This is a genomic window from Hymenobacter terrenus, from assembly GCF_000972495.1.
Classification (GTDB): domain Bacteria; phylum Bacteroidota; class Bacteroidia; order Cytophagales; family Hymenobacteraceae; genus Hymenobacter; species Hymenobacter terrenus.
Map to the genome: position 1 here is coordinate 1 of NZ_LATM01000055.1, position 15702 is coordinate 15702.

Here is a 15702-nt window from a genome sequence, read left to right on the forward strand (position 1 = left end):
CCGACGTACCCGACCATCACCTGTTGGAAGGCTGGGCCGGGGACCACCCGCTCAAACGCCTGCCCGCCCGGCTCGTGGTGCTTGACAACGGCATCGCCATCGAGACCCTCAGCTTCAAGGCGGCCTACTGCGTAGGCTACAACGAGGAGTTTGAGTCCGGGAATGAGCACCTGGGCGCCTACGTGTGCCACTTCACCCTCTCCGACCCCGACGACTGGACCTGGGAGCGCGGCCGGGGCCCGAACGCCTACCTGAACGTACCGCCGATTATCCCGACGCCCCCGCCTGTAGTAGCCGTTGCTGCCGCCGCTACGGCAAGAGCAGTCAAACGTAAGGCAGTAGATGATGACTTAGTGGCAGGAACACCGGAACACAAGGCTGATAGATGGGCGCGGTATCAGAAAAAGCACAAGAACGACCCCAAGATATGGTCAGAGGCGCGTTGGAGTAAGCAATACGACGTCAACATGGCCAACGCTATCTACGGCCTGAAGCGAGAGCGTGAATACGCCACAGCAATGGGTGGAGTGAGTAAAACGCTGAAAACGCCTTACACGCTACGCCAAGTAGATATTTTCATCTTAGATGAGGATTATTGTGGTCAATTGAAAACCGGCAAAGTCGGCCTCAGCAAACAAGCCAAGATAGATTTACTAAAAGATGCAGCGCTTATAAAAGATGCTTATCAAGTTGAATATATCCTGGAGAAAGGCGGCTCCAAACCACTACTGGCAGCATTGAAAAAGATAGGCGCAACTGTTAAAATCGGTCCTCAAATTCCGTAAAAACACATCAACATGGAAAGAATAAAGTATAATAAAGAAGAAGAGGAAAGCAAATTGGATACCTTCATCTTTAACATGGATGAGGAAGAGATAGGCTTCATCAAGCAGGCCCGGCAACAGGGTTACATGCTTGATGAAGAACACTCCCTTACCAGCTTGACCGAGTTGGAACGCTACGCACTGGAAAAAGGAATCAATTTTCAGGATCCCAGCGAAGAAGCCCTAGACGCGCGTACGTTGTGCTGGTATTACTTGGGTGAGGTGGTACGGATGAACTACGGTGGTAGCTGGCAGTTCAGTATGTCTGAAGACAATACAATGCATTGGGGGCTATACGTTATCGAAGGTCATACCCCGATTCAGGGCCTGGAATTTGAGCCGTTGGGCTTACTTAGACGGTTTATACGGAAGAAAGCATCCGGCACCTTCCTCACAAGCATTGAGAACCATGTAAACCCCAAGCCCGTCGATTTCAGCCAATTCCCAGACGAACCCGAGTTTGTAGAGTAGCTATCATGGCCAAAAAGTGAATCAATAAAAACCCCAACCGCTTTGCTGGTTGGGGTTTTGTTGTCTACGAAAGGTAGTGTAGGGGCTACAGCATTTTGTAAGCTTAGCGGGGCCGGGGTGTCAATGCCCTACCTGAATGTGCCGCCGATTATCCCGACTCCCACGCCCGTGCCCAAGCCGGTGCCCGTGCTGCCCAAGGTGGTGGAGGCGCTGGTCGAGGAATCGGTCTGGACGCGGCTGGCGGCGGGGATGGTGCGCGTGCTCGAAGCCGGGGTCAGCTTCCCGGCGATGTTGGCGGGCTTGTTACTACTGCCCCAGGCGGCTCATGCGCCCGGCATTCCGCAGCACCCGCCCGTGGTGCCCAAAGACGCGCTGCGCCTAGCTGAGCTGGAACGGTTGCAAAAGCTGGGTAAGCTCACGAAAGAAGAACAGGCCGAGTACCTGGCCCTGCTGGCCAAGGTCCGGGGCATTCACTTGGAGAGGCTGGACGAGCATTTACGTGAGGCGCACTTGCGGGCTATTGTACCGGATTACCAAAAAATTGAACTGGCAGGCTTACGTAGGGAGTCGGTTGGTGAATTTGACGGCGTGAATATGAATGAGAAAATATTTATCGAGGATAAAAGCGCGACAGGGCTACTGATAGTGAACCCCAAAACTGGTTTACCTTCGCAAACTGCGGCCGAGTGGGCAGACAAGCACATCTACGATAAAACGAGTAACAGAATTAAGGCGCTTAAAATCGCCCAATACACCTATCCCCAGCCCGCCCCTGATATCGAACAAATTCGAAATTTCCGTAGGTTGCATTTCCGCATTGATGCTGACACCCCCGAGATTCGGGCTGCGACAGAGGATGCTATGAAGCGGTTACGGACAGAAAATCCGGGCTGGGATATCACAGCTCACTACGGTAGGAATTAATAAATAGAATACACGTTATGTCAGTCGCTTTAATGTTCAAATCTCCCAGTACTGGCGAGTCAGCACCAGCCAGTTGGGAGGTACCAGTCTCAACTGAAAAGCTTTTCTACCAATACTGGTACCCCATTATTGAAAAAGAGGGGTACGCGTGGCTTCGAACGGTAGCCATTTATTTTGACCCCGAGAATCTATCTGAGGTCTTAGATGAACTACGCCAGCTCCAAGCTGCGTTCCCCCGTTACTACATCCCAGATGACGAAGAATACGAGTATATCACCAGCCGTATTGCTAGATTAATTGCCGAATTAGAAGCCGTCAACCCCGACGACTTGGCTTCTGGGAAACTGGAACTGTTCTTGGGTTGAAGTCGGTCAATCGTTGGCCTAGTAATTAAAATCTCACTGTAGCAAGTGGGATTTTTTTGTACTGCAACAGAGGACGCGATGAGGCGGTTGAGGGAAGAAAATCCGGGCTGGGATTTTACAGCTCAATACGGTAGAAATTAATTTCATAATAATATGTCAGTTGCTTTAGTATTTGACTACCCCAATGCAGACTCGCCAGAGGGGGATGATGGGTATTTTACGACCAGTATCGGGGGAGGACACGTACCTCAAATATTGGCTGCCTGTCATCAAACAGGAGGGCTACGCGTGGCTACGTGGAATGGGAATAGGGATTGATTTTGACCCCGAGAATCTACCTGAGGTCCTAGATGAATTACGCCAACTCCAAGCTGCTTTCCCGCGCTACTACACTCCCGACCACGAACACTACGAGTATCTCACCAGCCGCATTGCCAATCTGATTACCGAGTTGGAGGCTATTAATCCCGACGACTTGGCTTCTGGAAAACTCAAGCTCTTCTTGGGCTAGAATCTGGTAATCGTTAACATAGCAAGTAAAATCCCACCGTAGCTGGTGGGAGTTTTTGCGTGCCACAACGAAGGATTGCGTGAAGGAGTTGCGAGCAGAAACCTAGATCGAGAAGCGTTGCGCATTCTCGCGCTGAGTGCAAGCTTCGGCACACTTTGGTAAATTTTCTAACTTGCCCATTCCACCAACCAAATCACGCCATGTCTCCCACGCCCATCAACTTGCCCGATAAGTACGCCCTCTTCGATGACCACTGGAATCCGCGCATTATTGGTGAGTTGAATGACCAATACATCAAAATAGCCAAGATTGCAGGCGAGTTTATCTGGCACAGTCACGCCGAGGAGGACGAGCTGTTCCTGGTAGTGCGCGGCAAGCTGCTAATGGATTTTCGGGATAAAACCGTAGAAGTATTGCCTGGTCAGTTATTGCTGGTACCTCGGGGCACCGAACACCGCCCACGCACCGAAGAGGAAACGCAGATTTTGATGATTGAACCCAAAACAACTATCAATACCGGCACCATTGAAAATGAGCGGACCCGCAAGGAGCTGGAGGTTCTCTAGCACCGCCAGCTTACTCCTCACTACCAGAATCTTAGTTAGTCAATGCCCTGAAGCAGCTTCCCAGCTTCGGGCGCAGGTGGCACAATCAATCCCCAACGCATGTCCAAAGAATATATCAACCCGCCTACTTTACTCAAGTCGACACCCGCTTATTCGCAGGCCGTAGCCGTACGCGGCAGCCGCACCATCTACGTATCGGGGCAGGTAGGCACCAATGTACACGGCGAGTTGGCAGGCAACGACCTGTTCAGCCAAATGGCGCAGGCGTTTCAAAACTTAGGCGCCGCCTTGGCAGCAGCGGGGGCCACCGCTGCCGATGTAGTAAAAATGACGTACTACGTGGTCAACTACTCACCCGACCAGCTGCTGCCCATCCGGGAGATGCGCAACCAATTCTTTCCGCTGGAAAACCGGCCAGCAAGCACTTTAGTAGGCGTCGTCGCGCTAGCCGAACCAGGCATGTTAGTCGAAATCGAAGCCGTGGCGGTGACAGAGTAGCCCGCGCCTGAATGCAAACAAGAGGGTTCTAATGAGGTGTAGAGACGCGACACTTAGCGTCTCGTTGCCCGCGCCATGCGGGTATCGTTCAACGACGAGACGCCAAGGGTGGCGTCTCTACATCGTGCTGGCCTAGCTAATTCATACACTTCTTACGGCTGCTACAGATTCACCCGGTCGCCATGGGCCCTGGGTTCGGAGATGGCGAGAAAGTGGAGGTCGTCGGACCCGTGGTTGGCGATGTAGTGGGGAGTGTGCGGCGGTACATGCATGCAAGCTCTCGTAGGCGGCCACGCGGATGGTCTCCTCCCCGACCTCAAACGTAGCCTCGCCGGACAGAATGAAAAATACCTGCTGCGCCTGGGCATGCACATGCCGCTGCTCGGCCGTGCCCGGCGGCATGCGCTCCTGAATCACGCTGAGAGAAGGATTTTGCAGCAGGTGCCAGCCGTCGCAGGCAGCACCCCAGGTGTAGTGTTCGGCGGTGTTGGTAGAGGCCGTTTTCATGTTAAGGGCAGGTGCACCACAAAGGTCGGGCGCCCTGACGGAAACTATTATAATTCCCCTACCCAATCAATACGTCACCTCCAGAAGGTCTGATATCATGCACTTCCTTCCAGTACTCCTGATTGTCCGAATCAAAGTCTTCTAGCAGTCTGTATTCCGACCAGATATGCTGGGGCATTGGGATTCTACGCCACACTGCACGAGGATTAATCTTGTATTCAAAGCAGCGTCTGAGTAATTGTTGAGAAAACTTAATTGAAGTAATATGACCAATTAAGATTGCTTTTTCTTCTTTACTAGTGACGCCCCTTAGCGCAGTTTCTATTGCCGTTACCTCCTTCTGTAAAATACTGGTTACATACGCCAATTCGTCTTTTTCTTCCTGCTTCATTATGAATTTCGTTTGAACATCTGATTTTAAGAATACACAACATACAAAACGGCCGCCCCAGAATCCTGAGGCGGCCGTTACTACTTAAGATGCTAATACAACCTACTTACTTCTGCGAGAGCTGGGCTTCGCCGCTTTCCTTCAACCGAATCAGGTTCAGGGCCGAGCCGGCTTTGAACCACTCGATTTGCCCCTCGTTGTAGGTGTGATTGAGGGTGATGAGGTCGGTGTCGCCGTCGGCGTGGTGCAGGCGGGCTTGCAGGGGCTGGCCGGGGGTGAAGGTGGTCAGGCCCAGGATGTCGATGGTGTCGCCTTCCTCAATCAGGTCGTAGTCGGCCTTGTTGGCGAAGGTGAGAGCCAGCATGCCCTGCTTCTTGAGGTTGGTTTCGTGAATGCGGGCGAAGCTCTTCACAATCACGGCACGCACGCCGAGGTGACGGGGCTCCATGGCGGCGTGCTCGCGGGAGGAGCCTTCGCCATAGTTCTCGTCGCCCACTACCACGGTGCCGATATGCAGGCTCTTGTAGCTGCGGGCCGACTGCGGCACAGCAACGTAGCCGTCGCCCTGCACCGCGAAGTTGCGGACCTCGTTGGCCTTGCCGTTGAAGGCGTTGGTGGCCCCGATGAGCATGTTGTTGGAGATGTTATCCAGGTGACCGCGGTATTTCAGCCACGGGCCAGCCATCGAGATATGGTCGGTGGTGCACTTGCCCTGCGCCTTAATGAGCAGACGCAACCCTTTCAGGTCGGTGCCTTCCCAGGGCTTAAAGGGCTCCAGCAACTCCAGACGGTCGGAGCTAGGGCTCACCAGTACTTGCACTGCGCTGCCATCGGCGGCGGGCGCCTGGAAGCCGGCATCCTCCACAGCGTAACCGCGCGGGGGCGTCTCCACGCCGTGCGGCTCGTCGAGCTTCACGGGGCCATTGGTGCCTTGTAGGGTGTCGGTGAGGGGGTTAAATGTCAGGTCGCCGGCGATGGCGAAAGCCGTTACGATTTCGGGCGAGGCCACGAAGGCGTGGGTATTGGGGTTGCCGTCGTTGCGCTTGGCGAAGTTGCGGTTGAAGCTCGTGATGATGGAGTTCTTGCGCTTGGGGTCGTCGGTGTGGCGGGCCCACTGGCCGATGCATGGCCCGCAGGCATTGGCCAGCACCACGCCGCCCATCTCGGCAAAGGTGTCGAGGAGGCCGTCGCGGGCCACGGTGTAGCGCACCAGCTCCGAGCCGGGCGTCACGGTGAAGTCGGCGTTTACGTGCAGGCCTTTCTCCACGGCCTGCTTGGCAATGGAGGCGGCGCGGGTGATGTCCTCGTAGCTGGAATTGGTGCAGGAACCGATGAGACCGACTTCCAGCTTCTCGGGCCAGCCGTGCTCGCGCACGGCGGCGGCAAACTGCGAAATGGGCCAGGCGGCATCCGGCGTGAACGGACCGTTCACGTGGGGTTCCAGCTCGGAGAGGTTGATTTCGATGAGCTGGTCGTAGAAGCGCTCGGGCTGGGCGTACACCTCGTCGTCGGCGCGGAGGTGGGCGGCGATGGCAGAGGCGGCGTCGGCGATTTCCGCACGGCCGGTGCTGCGCAGGTAGTCGGCCATTTTCTCGTCGTAGTTGAACACCGAGGTGGTAGCCCCGATTTCAGCGCCCATGTTGCAAATGGTGGCTTTGCCGGTACAGCTCAGGCTTTCGGCGCCTTCGCCAAAATATTCTACGATGGCCCCGGTGCCGCCTTTCACGGTCAGAATACCGGCTACTTTCAGGATAACGTCTTTCGGAGCGGTCCAGCCGTTGAGCTTGCCGGTCAGCTTCACGCCGATAACCTTCGGAAACTTCAGCTCCCAGGCCATGCCCGCCATTACGTCCACGGCATCGGCGCCGCCAACGCCGATGGCAATCATGCCCAGGCCGCCGGCGTTGGGCGTATGCGAGTCGGTGCCAATCATCATGCCGCCAGGGAAAGCGTAGTTTTCCAACACTACCTGATGGATGATGCCGGCGCCGGGCTTCCAGAAGCCGATGCCGTATTTGTTGGAAACCGAGGCCAGGAAGTCGTACACTTCCTTGTTTTCGGCGTTGGCTTCGGCCAAGTCGGCGGTGGCGCCGTCTTTGGCCTGGATGAGGTGGTCACAGTGCACGGTGCTGGGCACGGCGGCCGTGGCCTTACCAGCTTGCATGAACTGAAGCAGAGCCATTTGGGCGGTGGCGTCCTGCATGGCCACCCGGTCGGGAGCGAAATCGACGTAAGAAACCCCGCGCTCGTAGGCTTGCTTTACTTCGCCCCCGTAGAGATGGGCGTAGAGAATTTTTTCGGTGAGGGTGAGCGGGCGCGCCACGGCGGCACGGGCCGCCTCGATGCGGGAACCCATGCCGGCGTACACGGCGCGAATCATTTCCAGGTCGAAAGCCATAGGATATGTAAGTAAAAAAGAGTGGTTGTGCAAATGTAGTACCTGCGCTAAGTTGTACCTAGCCGCAATGCAGGAAAGCAGTTTTTGCTAAGGATAACGCAGAATTTCATGGCGGTGTTCGCGGGGCAGGGCGTGATGTTTTGGGTGCTAAAGGCCCGAAAGGTTTGCGGTGGGGGTGCCAAAGCAGCTCGCAACCTAATGGGTGAGGCGGCGGTTGTGGAGCTTGCGTTTGCATTTTTGCGCTTACTTTATGAATAACAATCTTCTCCATCTAGTGGCTACGGCCGCACTAGGCCTAAGCTTGGGCGCCTGCCAGTCGAATACTTCCTCCGAAACCACCGCCAACAGCCGCGACCTGGTGCCCGAAGCTGATGCCAGCGGCCTGCCTCCGGGCCTGAAGCCGGGCCCCTGGCGCGGCGTACTCTCGGCTCAGGGCCAGGAAATCCCGTTTTTGTTTGACGTGAGCACCGTCGACAACGGCCAGAAACCCACCGTCACGCTACACAACGGCGCCGAGCGCCTGAAGCTTGATGAAATCACCACCGCTGGCGACTCCACCACCATTCGCATGGGAGCCTTCGATGCTGCGCTGGTCGTGCGGGCCGACGGGCCGGGCAAACTGAAAGGCGCTTGGGTGAAGTACGACACCAAAGAACCGTACCGCGTGCCATTCACGGCGACTCGGGGAGAGCAGAAAGTATTTGCTGCTTCGTCGGGCAAACCTACGTCATTTGATGGCACCTGGAATGTCACTTTCAAAGGCGACGACGGCGAAACATACCCGGCTGTGGGCGTCTTCAAACAAACCGACAACGACGTCACCGGCACTTTTCTGACCTCTACCGGCGACTACCGCTACCTGGCCGGGCAGGTGGACGGCAACACACTCAAGCTATCGACCTTCGACGGCAGCCACGGCTTTTTGTTTACGGCCACGCGCAACAGCGATACCAACACCATCATCAACGGCGACTTCTACAGCGGCAAGAGCGGCCACGAAACCTGGACGGGCCGGCTGGACCCCAATGCCAAGCTACCCGATGCCTACACCCTCACCAGCCTGAAGGCCGGCCAGAAGCGTCTCGACTTCAAGTTCCCCAGCATATTCGAAGGCGGCAGCATCTCCCCCACCGACCCGAAGTACCGCGGCAAAGTAGTGGTAGTGCAAATCCTGGGCTCATGGTGCCCCAACTGCATGGATGAAAGCAACTTCCTAGCCCCGTGGTATGAGAAAAACAAGCAGCGCGGCGTAGAAATCATCGGCTTGGGCTACGAACGCAGCTCCGACTACAAAGTAGCCTCGGCCCGGCTGCGCAAGATGCGCGAGCGGTTCAACATCGGCTACGACCTGGCCGTAGCTGGCGTGGCCAATAAGGATTCGGCCGCTAAATCCTTGCCGCAGCTGGCCAAGGTACTGGCCTTCCCCACCACCATTTTCCTCGACAAAAAAGGCGACGTGCGGAAGATTCACACCGGCTTTAGCGGGCCGGGCACGGGCAAGTATTATCAGGAAGAAATTGCTGGCTTTGAGCAGGAAGTGAATAAGCTGCTGAAGGAGTAACAGGCTGGTTGCGTTAACCCGCCCGGTGTAGAGACACCACCCTTGGTGTCTCGCCAGCCGCGTCGTTTGCTCGTTATCGTTCAACGAGGAGACGCGAAGGGTCGCGTCTCTACACTGGGCGGGCTGATTTATGGCTACTGTTTTCGGGTGGGCGTTTAGTACCTTGGCGGCCGTTCTCCGTAGGAATAGCAGCGCTTCTATAGAAGCTCATGCCTTTCACGGTTTTCTCCCTCATATCCAACTCTCTCACTGATGAAAAACATTCTGGTTCCCACCGATTTTTCGGCCGAGTCGCACAATGCCTTCGAAGTTGCCCTGCAACTGGCTCAGCACACCGGCGGTACGGTAACGCTACTGCACGTGCTGGAAGCGCCCGAAGCCACCACGGCTAATTTCAGCGCCTTTGGCGGGCCCGTAAACGGCAACGACCTACCCAACGGCGAAGGCGGCATCGACCAGATTTTCATCATCAAGCTGATGGAGGTGACTAAGGGGCGCCTGCATACGCTACGAGATGAAGCCGCGGCCCTGGCCCCCGGCGTGCCGGTGGAAGACACCGTGGAAGTAGGCAGAATCGGTGAGGGGATTTTGCGGGCCATCGAGCGGCACGGCAGCGACTTGGTAGTGATGGGCGCCCAGGGTCACGGAGCCATGGAACACTTTTTCGTGGGCTCCAATACGGAGCGGCTCATCCGGCTGGCGTCGTGCCCGGTGCTCACCGTGAAACACCAGCAAACGCAGTTTGAGGTGCGCAACATTGTTTTCCCCTCCGACTTCTCTGCCGAAACCGCTGGGGCACTCGCGGGCCTGCGCCAGGTGCAAGCGACTTTCCCCAACGCGACCCTGCACCTGGTAAACGTGTCGTCGGACGGCAGCCACGACGACCAGCAGCTCCAGGCGTTTGCCCAGCAAAACCAGCTCGCCAATTACCAGACCGCCGTGGTAAATGCCGACCGCACCAGCACCGGCATCGAGCAATACGCCCAGCAAGTACAGGCCGACTTGGTGGTCATCCCGACCCACGCCCGCTCCGGCCTGAGCCGCCTCCTGCACACGAGCATCGCCGAAACCGTAGCCACCCACGCCTTCCCGCCCGTGCTGACCTATCACCTGGCAGTATAACCTGAATCCGTTACCACGACTGCCCAACCATAAGAGCAGTCTTCGGCCCGCCGCACCAGAGCAATTTCTGGATACGACGGGCCGGAGACTGCTCTTTTTTGCTCTCTTAGCAGCTGCTTGGTCCGGTGGCTAACAGCGGATGAAGCCCTCGCGACAGCCCTCCAACGGCAGTCCTATTCATCTTTTTTCAAACCAGCCGCGTAAACCCAACAGAGCATTGGCTCATCATCTCCTTTCCTTAAATAAACTTCTCACAGTATGTGGATTCAGCAACAACCCAGCACGCCCGCCCCACTCGCCGACTTGCAAGGTCGCAGCGTCGGCCTCAAGTTTGAGTGCGAAAAGTGCCACACCGAAGTCTTCACTGACCTGCTCGGCGTGCCCGCCCCCAACGACCAAGCCGATTCTCCCGCCCACGCCGAAAACCACGAAATCGAAGAAATAAAGTGTCCGGGCTGCGAGATAACCCACTCGCTCGAAGTCGACAGTTCCTTCGATGGCGTAATATTCAAAGTGAGCGACGCGAAGGACCTAAGCTACCAAGTAAGACCGCAGATTTAACGGATTAAACGGATTTTTTGTGGTTCCGCGCGGCAGTCATCTTTCCTCATTAGAAAGTACTCCCCTTTGAAATCAAATAAAAAGCCGCTCAGTTTGAGCGGCTTTTTATTTGAGCATAGTCCCGTCGCGCGGAACCACAAAAACTCTGTTTAATCCGTTAGAATCCGTTAAATCTGCGGTCCTATTTTTCCCGCTCTATCGTGTAATTGATTAACTGCTCCAACGAAGTGCGGCTCGGCGATTCCGGGAAGGTATGCAGGATGGCCAGGGCTTCGTCTCGGTAGCGTTTCATGGTGTTGATGGCGTAATCCAGCCCACCCGATTTTTTCACGAATTCGATTACCTGCTGCACCCGGTCGCGGTGACCATCGTTGTTTTTCACGTTGAAGATAACGCGGCGCTTATCCAGCCAGCTGGCCTGCTGAAGGGCGTAAATCAATGGCAGCGTCATCTTTTTCTCTTTGATGTCGATGCCCACTGGCTTGCCGATTTCGGCGGTGCCGTAGTCGAACAAGTCGTCTTTGATTTGAAAGGCAATGCCAACTTTTTCGCCGAATAAGCGGGCCCGCTCAATGGTTTCTTTATCAGCACCCACCGAGGAAGCCCCCACCGCAGTGCAGGAGGCAATCAGGGACGCTGTTTTCTGACGAATAATATCGAAATACACGTCTTCGGTAATGTCGAGTTTGCGGGCTTTTTCGATTTGTAATAGTTCGCCTTCGCTCAGCTCGCGCACCGCGTTGCTCACTATTTTTAATAACTCAAAATCGTCGTTTTGCAGCGCTAACAATAAGCCGCGCGACAACAAATAATCACCCACCAGCACGGCTATCTTGTTTTTCCAAAGCGCGTTGATGGAGAAGAAGCCGCGGCGGTAATTGCTTTCGTCCACTACATCATCGTGCACGAGAGTGGCGGTGTGCAACAGCTCGATAAGCGCCGCGCCGCGAAACGAAGCGTCGGGCAAGGGGTCGCCGGTAGCGGGTTCGGGGCGGGCAGCGCGGGCCGTGAGAAACACAAACATCGGCCGGATTTGCTTGCCTTTGCGCTTCACGATGTAGCCCATTATCTTGTCGAGCAGGAGCACCTTGGTGCGCATCGACTGGCGAAACTTGTGCTCAAACTCCTCCATTTCGGCCGCGATGGGGGCCTGAATCTGGTCGAGGGAGAAAGTGGGATTGTGGGGCATTGTGGCAACAATGATACGGCAGAACTGTGGAGAGCCCACGCGCGGGCCTAACCTTTTGCCTTGGTTGCGAATTGTAACCGAAATAACGTCCCTTTGGCGGGCCCTGCCCCTATTTTCGCTTCATGCTCACTCATTCGCCTTTTCTGCTTACTGGTGCCCGCCACGGCCGCGCTTTCGAAGCTGATGCTACCTACCGGGCCGACGGCCAGGCCAAGCCCGTCATCCTTTTCGTACACGGTTTCAAAGGGTTCAAAGACTGGGGTCACTTTCCGCTGCTGGCCGATTTTTTCGCCGGAGAGGGCTTCGTATTCGTCAAGCTCAACCTCTCCCACAACGGCTTGGTGGTGGGCGGCACCGGCGACCTGGAAGATTTGGAAGCATTCGGCCGCAACAATTTCAGCATCGAGCTCGATGATGTTGGACAGGTGATTGATGCACTTTTTTCGCCGGGCGCGACGCCCGTGCCGGCTGCTGAACTCGATTTGAGCCACCTGTTTCTGGTGGACCACAGCCGGGGCGGCGGCCTGGTGCTGCTGAAAGCGGCCGAAGACCCACGCGTGCGGGCCGTAACTACCTGGGCCGGCATTGCCGACGTGGACCAGCGCTGGCCTCAGCCCGTGCTGGCGGAGTGGCAGCGCACCGGCGTGCTGCACGTGCCCAATTCACGCACCGGCCAACAACTCCCGCTGCACTACCAAATCGTGGAAGACTTCCTAGCCAACCGCCTGCGCCTCGACATCGCCCACAACGTGCGCCGCCATCTGGCCCAGCCCCTCCTGCTCATCCACGGCGAGGAAGACGAAACGGTGGCCGTAGCAGCTGCCCACACGCTGCACGAGCTCAAGCCCGATGCCGAGCTGCTGCTGGTACCGGGCGCCACCCATATGTTCGGCGGCGCCCACCCCTGGCCGGCCAGAGAACTACCCGAGCCCACTCGCCACATTGCCGAGGCCACGGCCGCGTTTTTCCAGCGCCAGCAATGAGCGAATCGGTAGTAGCCTGGCTGCTGCTAGGCAGTAACCTCGGCGACAGGGCAGCGCTGCTGCGTCAAGCCCAGACAGCGTTGGTCGCCGCGGCCGGGCCCATCGTGGCCGAATCGGGCATTTATGAAACGGCCGCCTGGGGCCGCGAAGACCAACCCGCTTTTCTTAATCAAGCCCTGGGGGTGCGCACCCGGCTCGCGGCCGCCGACCTACTGACCGTCTGCCTGGCCATCGAGCAAGCCGCCGGCCGCGAGCGGCGCGAGCACTGGGGTAGCCGCACGCTGGACGTAGACATCCTGCTTTTTGGCGAAGAAATTATTGCTACGCCGACGCTCACGGCACCACACCCACGGCTTGCGGAGCGGCGCTTCGCGCTGGTGCCGCTAGCTGAAATCGCCAGCGCCCTGGTGCACCCACAACTGGACACCACAATTAATGAGCTACTGGCTCGCTGCCCCGATGTGCTGCCCGTGCGGCCCTGGTTGAGACCATAAATCCGGGGTAATTGGCGGCAATCTATGTAGATCGGCAGCAACATGGCCAGCCCGTAGCGCCGTACTGAACAGCCAAACGGTTATTACTACTCCTTGCAGCCAATGCGGTGCCCGCGCCGGCCACGCCGCCAGCGTCAGCACCAGTAAGGGTGCGAAGAGCACACTGGCGTAGCGCTCCGCATCGTGAAGGCCAGCAGCACTTTGGGCAAAAACCGTGAGAACAGATACTAGCGCGACCAAGCTGACGGTCGCGGTCCACAATATCCGCAACAGCAAGCGGCGGGGTATTTTGTTGTCGTTTTGCTTTGATACGGCAACTTCCGGTAGCAGGCCAGCTTCGGCCCGGCGCCGCGGCCAGAGCAAGCCCAGAATCAGCAGCAGAGCTACCGCCCACACCCCGTGCGGCAGCAAGGCGCGGCCAGCCGTGGGCAGCGGCAGCAACCAACGGCCCAGCACGAACCCGTAATCAGCCGCGGAGCTGAGCAGCTGGCCCCAGCCACGCCCCGGGTGGTAGCGGCTCGGGCCAGCCACCAGCAGCGCGTACCACTGCCAGAGCATCCCACCAACCGTGCTCATTACCAGATGCAGAGTCAGCAACCAGCGGCTGCGCACTGGCAGCCGCCGCCACTCGCCGAGCAACACCCCTGCTCCTACCCCAGCCAGCAGAAAAAGACCCAACGTGCGCTGCAAAGGCAACAAAAAGCCAACGGCCGTGGCAACGCCCCACCACAACCGCCGGCCCGTGCGCAACCACTGGAACAACGAAGCCGCATAGGCCGCGAACACCAGCAGGAACGCACTCTCGGCCCACACAAACTTGCTAACCAGCAGCCACGGCGTGCTTAGGGCCAGCAGCCACGGCAGCAGCGCGGCGCGACGGCCCAACAGCAAATGCTGGCCCAGCCAGCTCCAGAGCAACAGGCTGCCTAGCAGGCACCCGCCATGCAGCACCCGAATGCCCGCCAGCGAACCACAGCCGCTCAGCAGTACGGGGTACAAGGGCGGCCAGTAGCGGTAGGCCGTGCCATCGGGGTTGAGGAGGTGGCCGGTGGCGCGGAAGGTTTGAGCCGCGTGCAGGTAGTAACCCGAATCGCCGGTGCCGGCCAGGCCGGGCGCAGTGGCGTAGGCAAACAGCGCCAGCTGCACCAGCCCGGCCAGCACCACCGCTCCGCCAAACCACTGCGGCCAGCGCCCCGGCCCGGATGCCGCCAGCACCGCCTATCCGATAACGGCGGTGGGCACAATCTTCTTTACCAAGCCCTGCAACACTTTGCCAGGGCCGCACTCCACAAATTCGGTGGCCCCATCGGCGGCCATGCGCTGCACGAGTTGGGTCCAGCGTACGGGGGCGGTGAGCTGAGCCAGCAGGTTGGCTTTTATTTCCTCAGGGGCCGTGTGGGGCTGGGCGTCCACGTTTTGGTACACCGGGCAACGAGCTGGGCCGAAGGTGGTTTTTTCAATGGCCTCGGCCAAGGCGGCGGCGGCGCTTTGCATCAGCGGCGAGTGGAAGGCGCCACCCACGGGCAGCGGCAGAGCGCGCTTAGCGCCGGCGGCTTTCAACGCTTCGCAAGCCTTGGCCACGCCCTCGGCCGAACCAGAAATAACCAGCTGGCCGGGACAGTTGTAGTTTGCGGCTACTACTACGTCGCCAGCCGTGGTGATTTCCTGACAGATGCGCTCCACAATAGCATCATCGAGCCCCAGAATGGCGGCCATGGTGCCAGGTTGCTCTTCGCAAGCGGCTTGCATGGCTTGGGCGCGGCGGGCCACCAGCGGCAGGGCATCCTCAAAGCGCAACACCCCAGCGGCCACCAGGGCCGAGAATTCGCCCAAGGAATGGCCAGCCGTCATGGCGGGCTGCAGGTCTGGGCGGGCTACGAATTGCGCTACCGAGTGCACGAAGATGGCTGGCTGAGTCACATCGGTCCGGCGCAGGTCTTCTTCCGAGCCGCCGAACATGATATCGGTGAGGTTGAAGCCCAGGATGTCATTGGCCTGGACCAGCAGGGCGCGGGCGTCCATATTCTGATCGAACAGCTCACGGGCCATGCCTGGAAACTGGCTGCCTTGACCAGGGAATATCACGGATGTAGACGGATTCATCGAGTTTCGCGGATTTTGAAGTACTTGAAATTGGGGCGGACCAGCCACCTGAAAAAGCAACAAGGGCGCAAGCTGCATAAAAAGCACGATTAGCCCAAAAAAACGGAGCGGGCCACTTGGCCCGCTCCGTTTTTTTGCGGCACTATAATGCGCGCAATTTGATGAAGTTGTCGCTTCCCACAAGGGTTTAACGGACGATTTCGACCCATCCTTTGAAGGAGCGCTTGGTGTTGG

The 15702-nt window shown here is 57.6% G+C and carries 18 protein-coding genes; 12 read left to right on the forward strand and 6 right to left on the reverse strand.

Annotation, left to right across the window (positions count from 1 at the left end; translation table 11 throughout):
* The 7 genes from WX88_RS31090 to WX88_RS25660 form a co-directional block, all read left to right on the forward strand.
* The coding region (locus WX88_RS31090; protein WP_046247282.1) for a hypothetical protein at positions 1–785 on the forward strand (785 nt) is incomplete at its 5' end.
* A 12-nt stretch (positions 786–797) separates the two neighbouring features.
* A complete protein-coding gene (locus WX88_RS25635) occupies positions 798–1295 on the forward strand; it encodes a hypothetical protein (RefSeq protein WP_046247283.1) in 498 nt (165 codons plus the stop codon).
* 123 nt (positions 1296–1418) lie between these two features.
* Positions 1419–2219, forward strand: a complete 801-nt coding sequence (locus WX88_RS25640) for a hypothetical protein (protein ID WP_046247284.1) — start codon at positions 1419–1421, stop codon at positions 2217–2219.
* A 17-nt stretch (positions 2220–2236) separates the two neighbouring features.
* Complete coding sequence (locus tag WX88_RS25645) at positions 2237–2584, forward strand: hypothetical protein (RefSeq protein ID WP_156176450.1); 348 nt, start codon at positions 2237–2239, stop codon at positions 2582–2584.
* A gap of 184 nt (positions 2585–2768) precedes the next feature.
* A complete protein-coding gene (locus tag WX88_RS25650) occupies positions 2769–3095 on the forward strand; it encodes a hypothetical protein (RefSeq protein ID WP_046247286.1) in 327 nt (108 codons plus the stop codon).
* A 200-nt stretch (positions 3096–3295) separates the two neighbouring features.
* Positions 3296–3661 (forward strand): cupin domain-containing protein, encoded by a 366-nt coding sequence (locus tag WX88_RS25655; RefSeq protein ID WP_046247287.1) that lies wholly within the window; start codon positions 3296–3298, stop codon positions 3659–3661.
* A 99-nt stretch (positions 3662–3760) separates the two neighbouring features.
* Complete coding sequence (locus WX88_RS25660) at positions 3761–4159, forward strand: RidA family protein (protein WP_046247288.1); 399 nt, start codon at positions 3761–3763, stop codon at positions 4157–4159.
* A gap of 141 nt (positions 4160–4300) precedes the next feature.
* Here WX88_RS25660 and WX88_RS29205 read toward each other — a convergent pair whose 3' ends face one another.
* The 3 genes from WX88_RS29205 to WX88_RS25670 all read right to left on the reverse strand — a co-directional run bounded on the left by WX88_RS29205 (position 4301) and on the right by WX88_RS25670 (position 7455).
* Positions 4301–4666: a cupin domain-containing protein gene (locus WX88_RS29205; protein WP_156176451.1), complete on the reverse strand. Its 366-nt coding sequence runs from the start codon at positions 4664–4666 to the stop codon at positions 4301–4303.
* 58 nt (positions 4667–4724) lie between these two features.
* The gene (locus tag WX88_RS25665; RefSeq protein WP_046247289.1) at positions 4725–5057 is read right to left on the reverse strand and encodes a hypothetical protein; all 333 of its coding nucleotides are present in this window, start codon (positions 5055–5057) and stop codon (positions 4725–4727) included.
* A gap of 106 nt (positions 5058–5163) precedes the next feature.
* A complete protein-coding gene (locus tag WX88_RS25670; protein WP_046247290.1) occupies positions 5164–7455 on the reverse strand; it encodes an aconitate hydratase in 2292 nt (763 codons plus the stop codon).
* A 250-nt stretch (positions 7456–7705) separates the two neighbouring features.
* Between WX88_RS25670 and WX88_RS25675 the strand changes: the two genes are divergently transcribed.
* From WX88_RS25675 to WX88_RS25685, 3 genes are all read left to right on the forward strand, one after another.
* Positions 7706–9016: a TlpA disulfide reductase family protein gene (locus tag WX88_RS25675; RefSeq protein WP_072053118.1), complete on the forward strand. Its 1311-nt coding sequence runs from the start codon at positions 7706–7708 to the stop codon at positions 9014–9016.
* A gap of 252 nt (positions 9017–9268) precedes the next feature.
* Entirely contained in the window at positions 9269–10138 is an 870-nt protein-coding gene (locus WX88_RS25680) for a universal stress protein (protein WP_046247291.1), read from the forward strand.
* 258 nt (positions 10139–10396) lie between these two features.
* On the forward strand, positions 10397–10699 hold the full coding sequence (locus tag WX88_RS25685) for a hypothetical protein (RefSeq protein WP_046247292.1): 303 nt from the start codon (positions 10397–10399) through the stop codon (positions 10697–10699).
* 181 nt (positions 10700–10880) lie between these two features.
* On the opposite strand, the gene WX88_RS25690 is transcribed toward WX88_RS25685, so the two are convergent.
* On the reverse strand, positions 10881–11888 hold the full coding sequence (locus WX88_RS25690) for a polyprenyl synthetase family protein (protein ID WP_046247293.1): 1008 nt from the start codon (positions 11886–11888) through the stop codon (positions 10881–10883).
* Positions 11889–12010: 122 nt separating this feature from the next.
* Between WX88_RS25690 and WX88_RS25695 the strand changes: the two genes are divergently transcribed.
* Together WX88_RS25695 and folK are read left to right on the forward strand one after the other, a co-directional pair.
* Positions 12011–12871, forward strand: coding sequence for an alpha/beta hydrolase family protein (locus WX88_RS25695; RefSeq protein ID WP_046247294.1), 861 nt, complete (start codon positions 12011–12013; stop codon positions 12869–12871).
* The gene (gene folK, locus WX88_RS25700) at positions 12868–13365 is read left to right on the forward strand and encodes a 2-amino-4-hydroxy-6-hydroxymethyldihydropteridine diphosphokinase (RefSeq protein ID WP_046247295.1); all 498 of its coding nucleotides are present in this window, start codon (positions 12868–12870) and stop codon (positions 13363–13365) included. Before WX88_RS25695 ends, folK begins: the two co-directional genes overlap by 4 nt.
* Here folK and WX88_RS25705 read toward each other — a convergent pair.
* Together WX88_RS25705 and fabD are read right to left on the reverse strand one after the other, a co-directional pair.
* Positions 13312–14580 carry a hypothetical protein gene (locus WX88_RS25705; protein ID WP_046247296.1) on the reverse strand — a complete coding sequence of 423 codons (1269 nt, stop codon included), beginning with the start codon at positions 14578–14580 and terminating at the stop codon, positions 13312–13314. The two genes, folK and WX88_RS25705, sit on opposite strands and share 54 nt — an antisense overlap.
* A 3-nt stretch (positions 14581–14583) precedes the next feature.
* Complete coding sequence (gene fabD / locus WX88_RS25710; RefSeq protein ID WP_046247298.1) at positions 14584–15468, reverse strand: ACP S-malonyltransferase; 885 nt, start codon at positions 15466–15468, stop codon at positions 14584–14586.
* Positions 15469–15702: the final 234 nt, after the last annotated feature.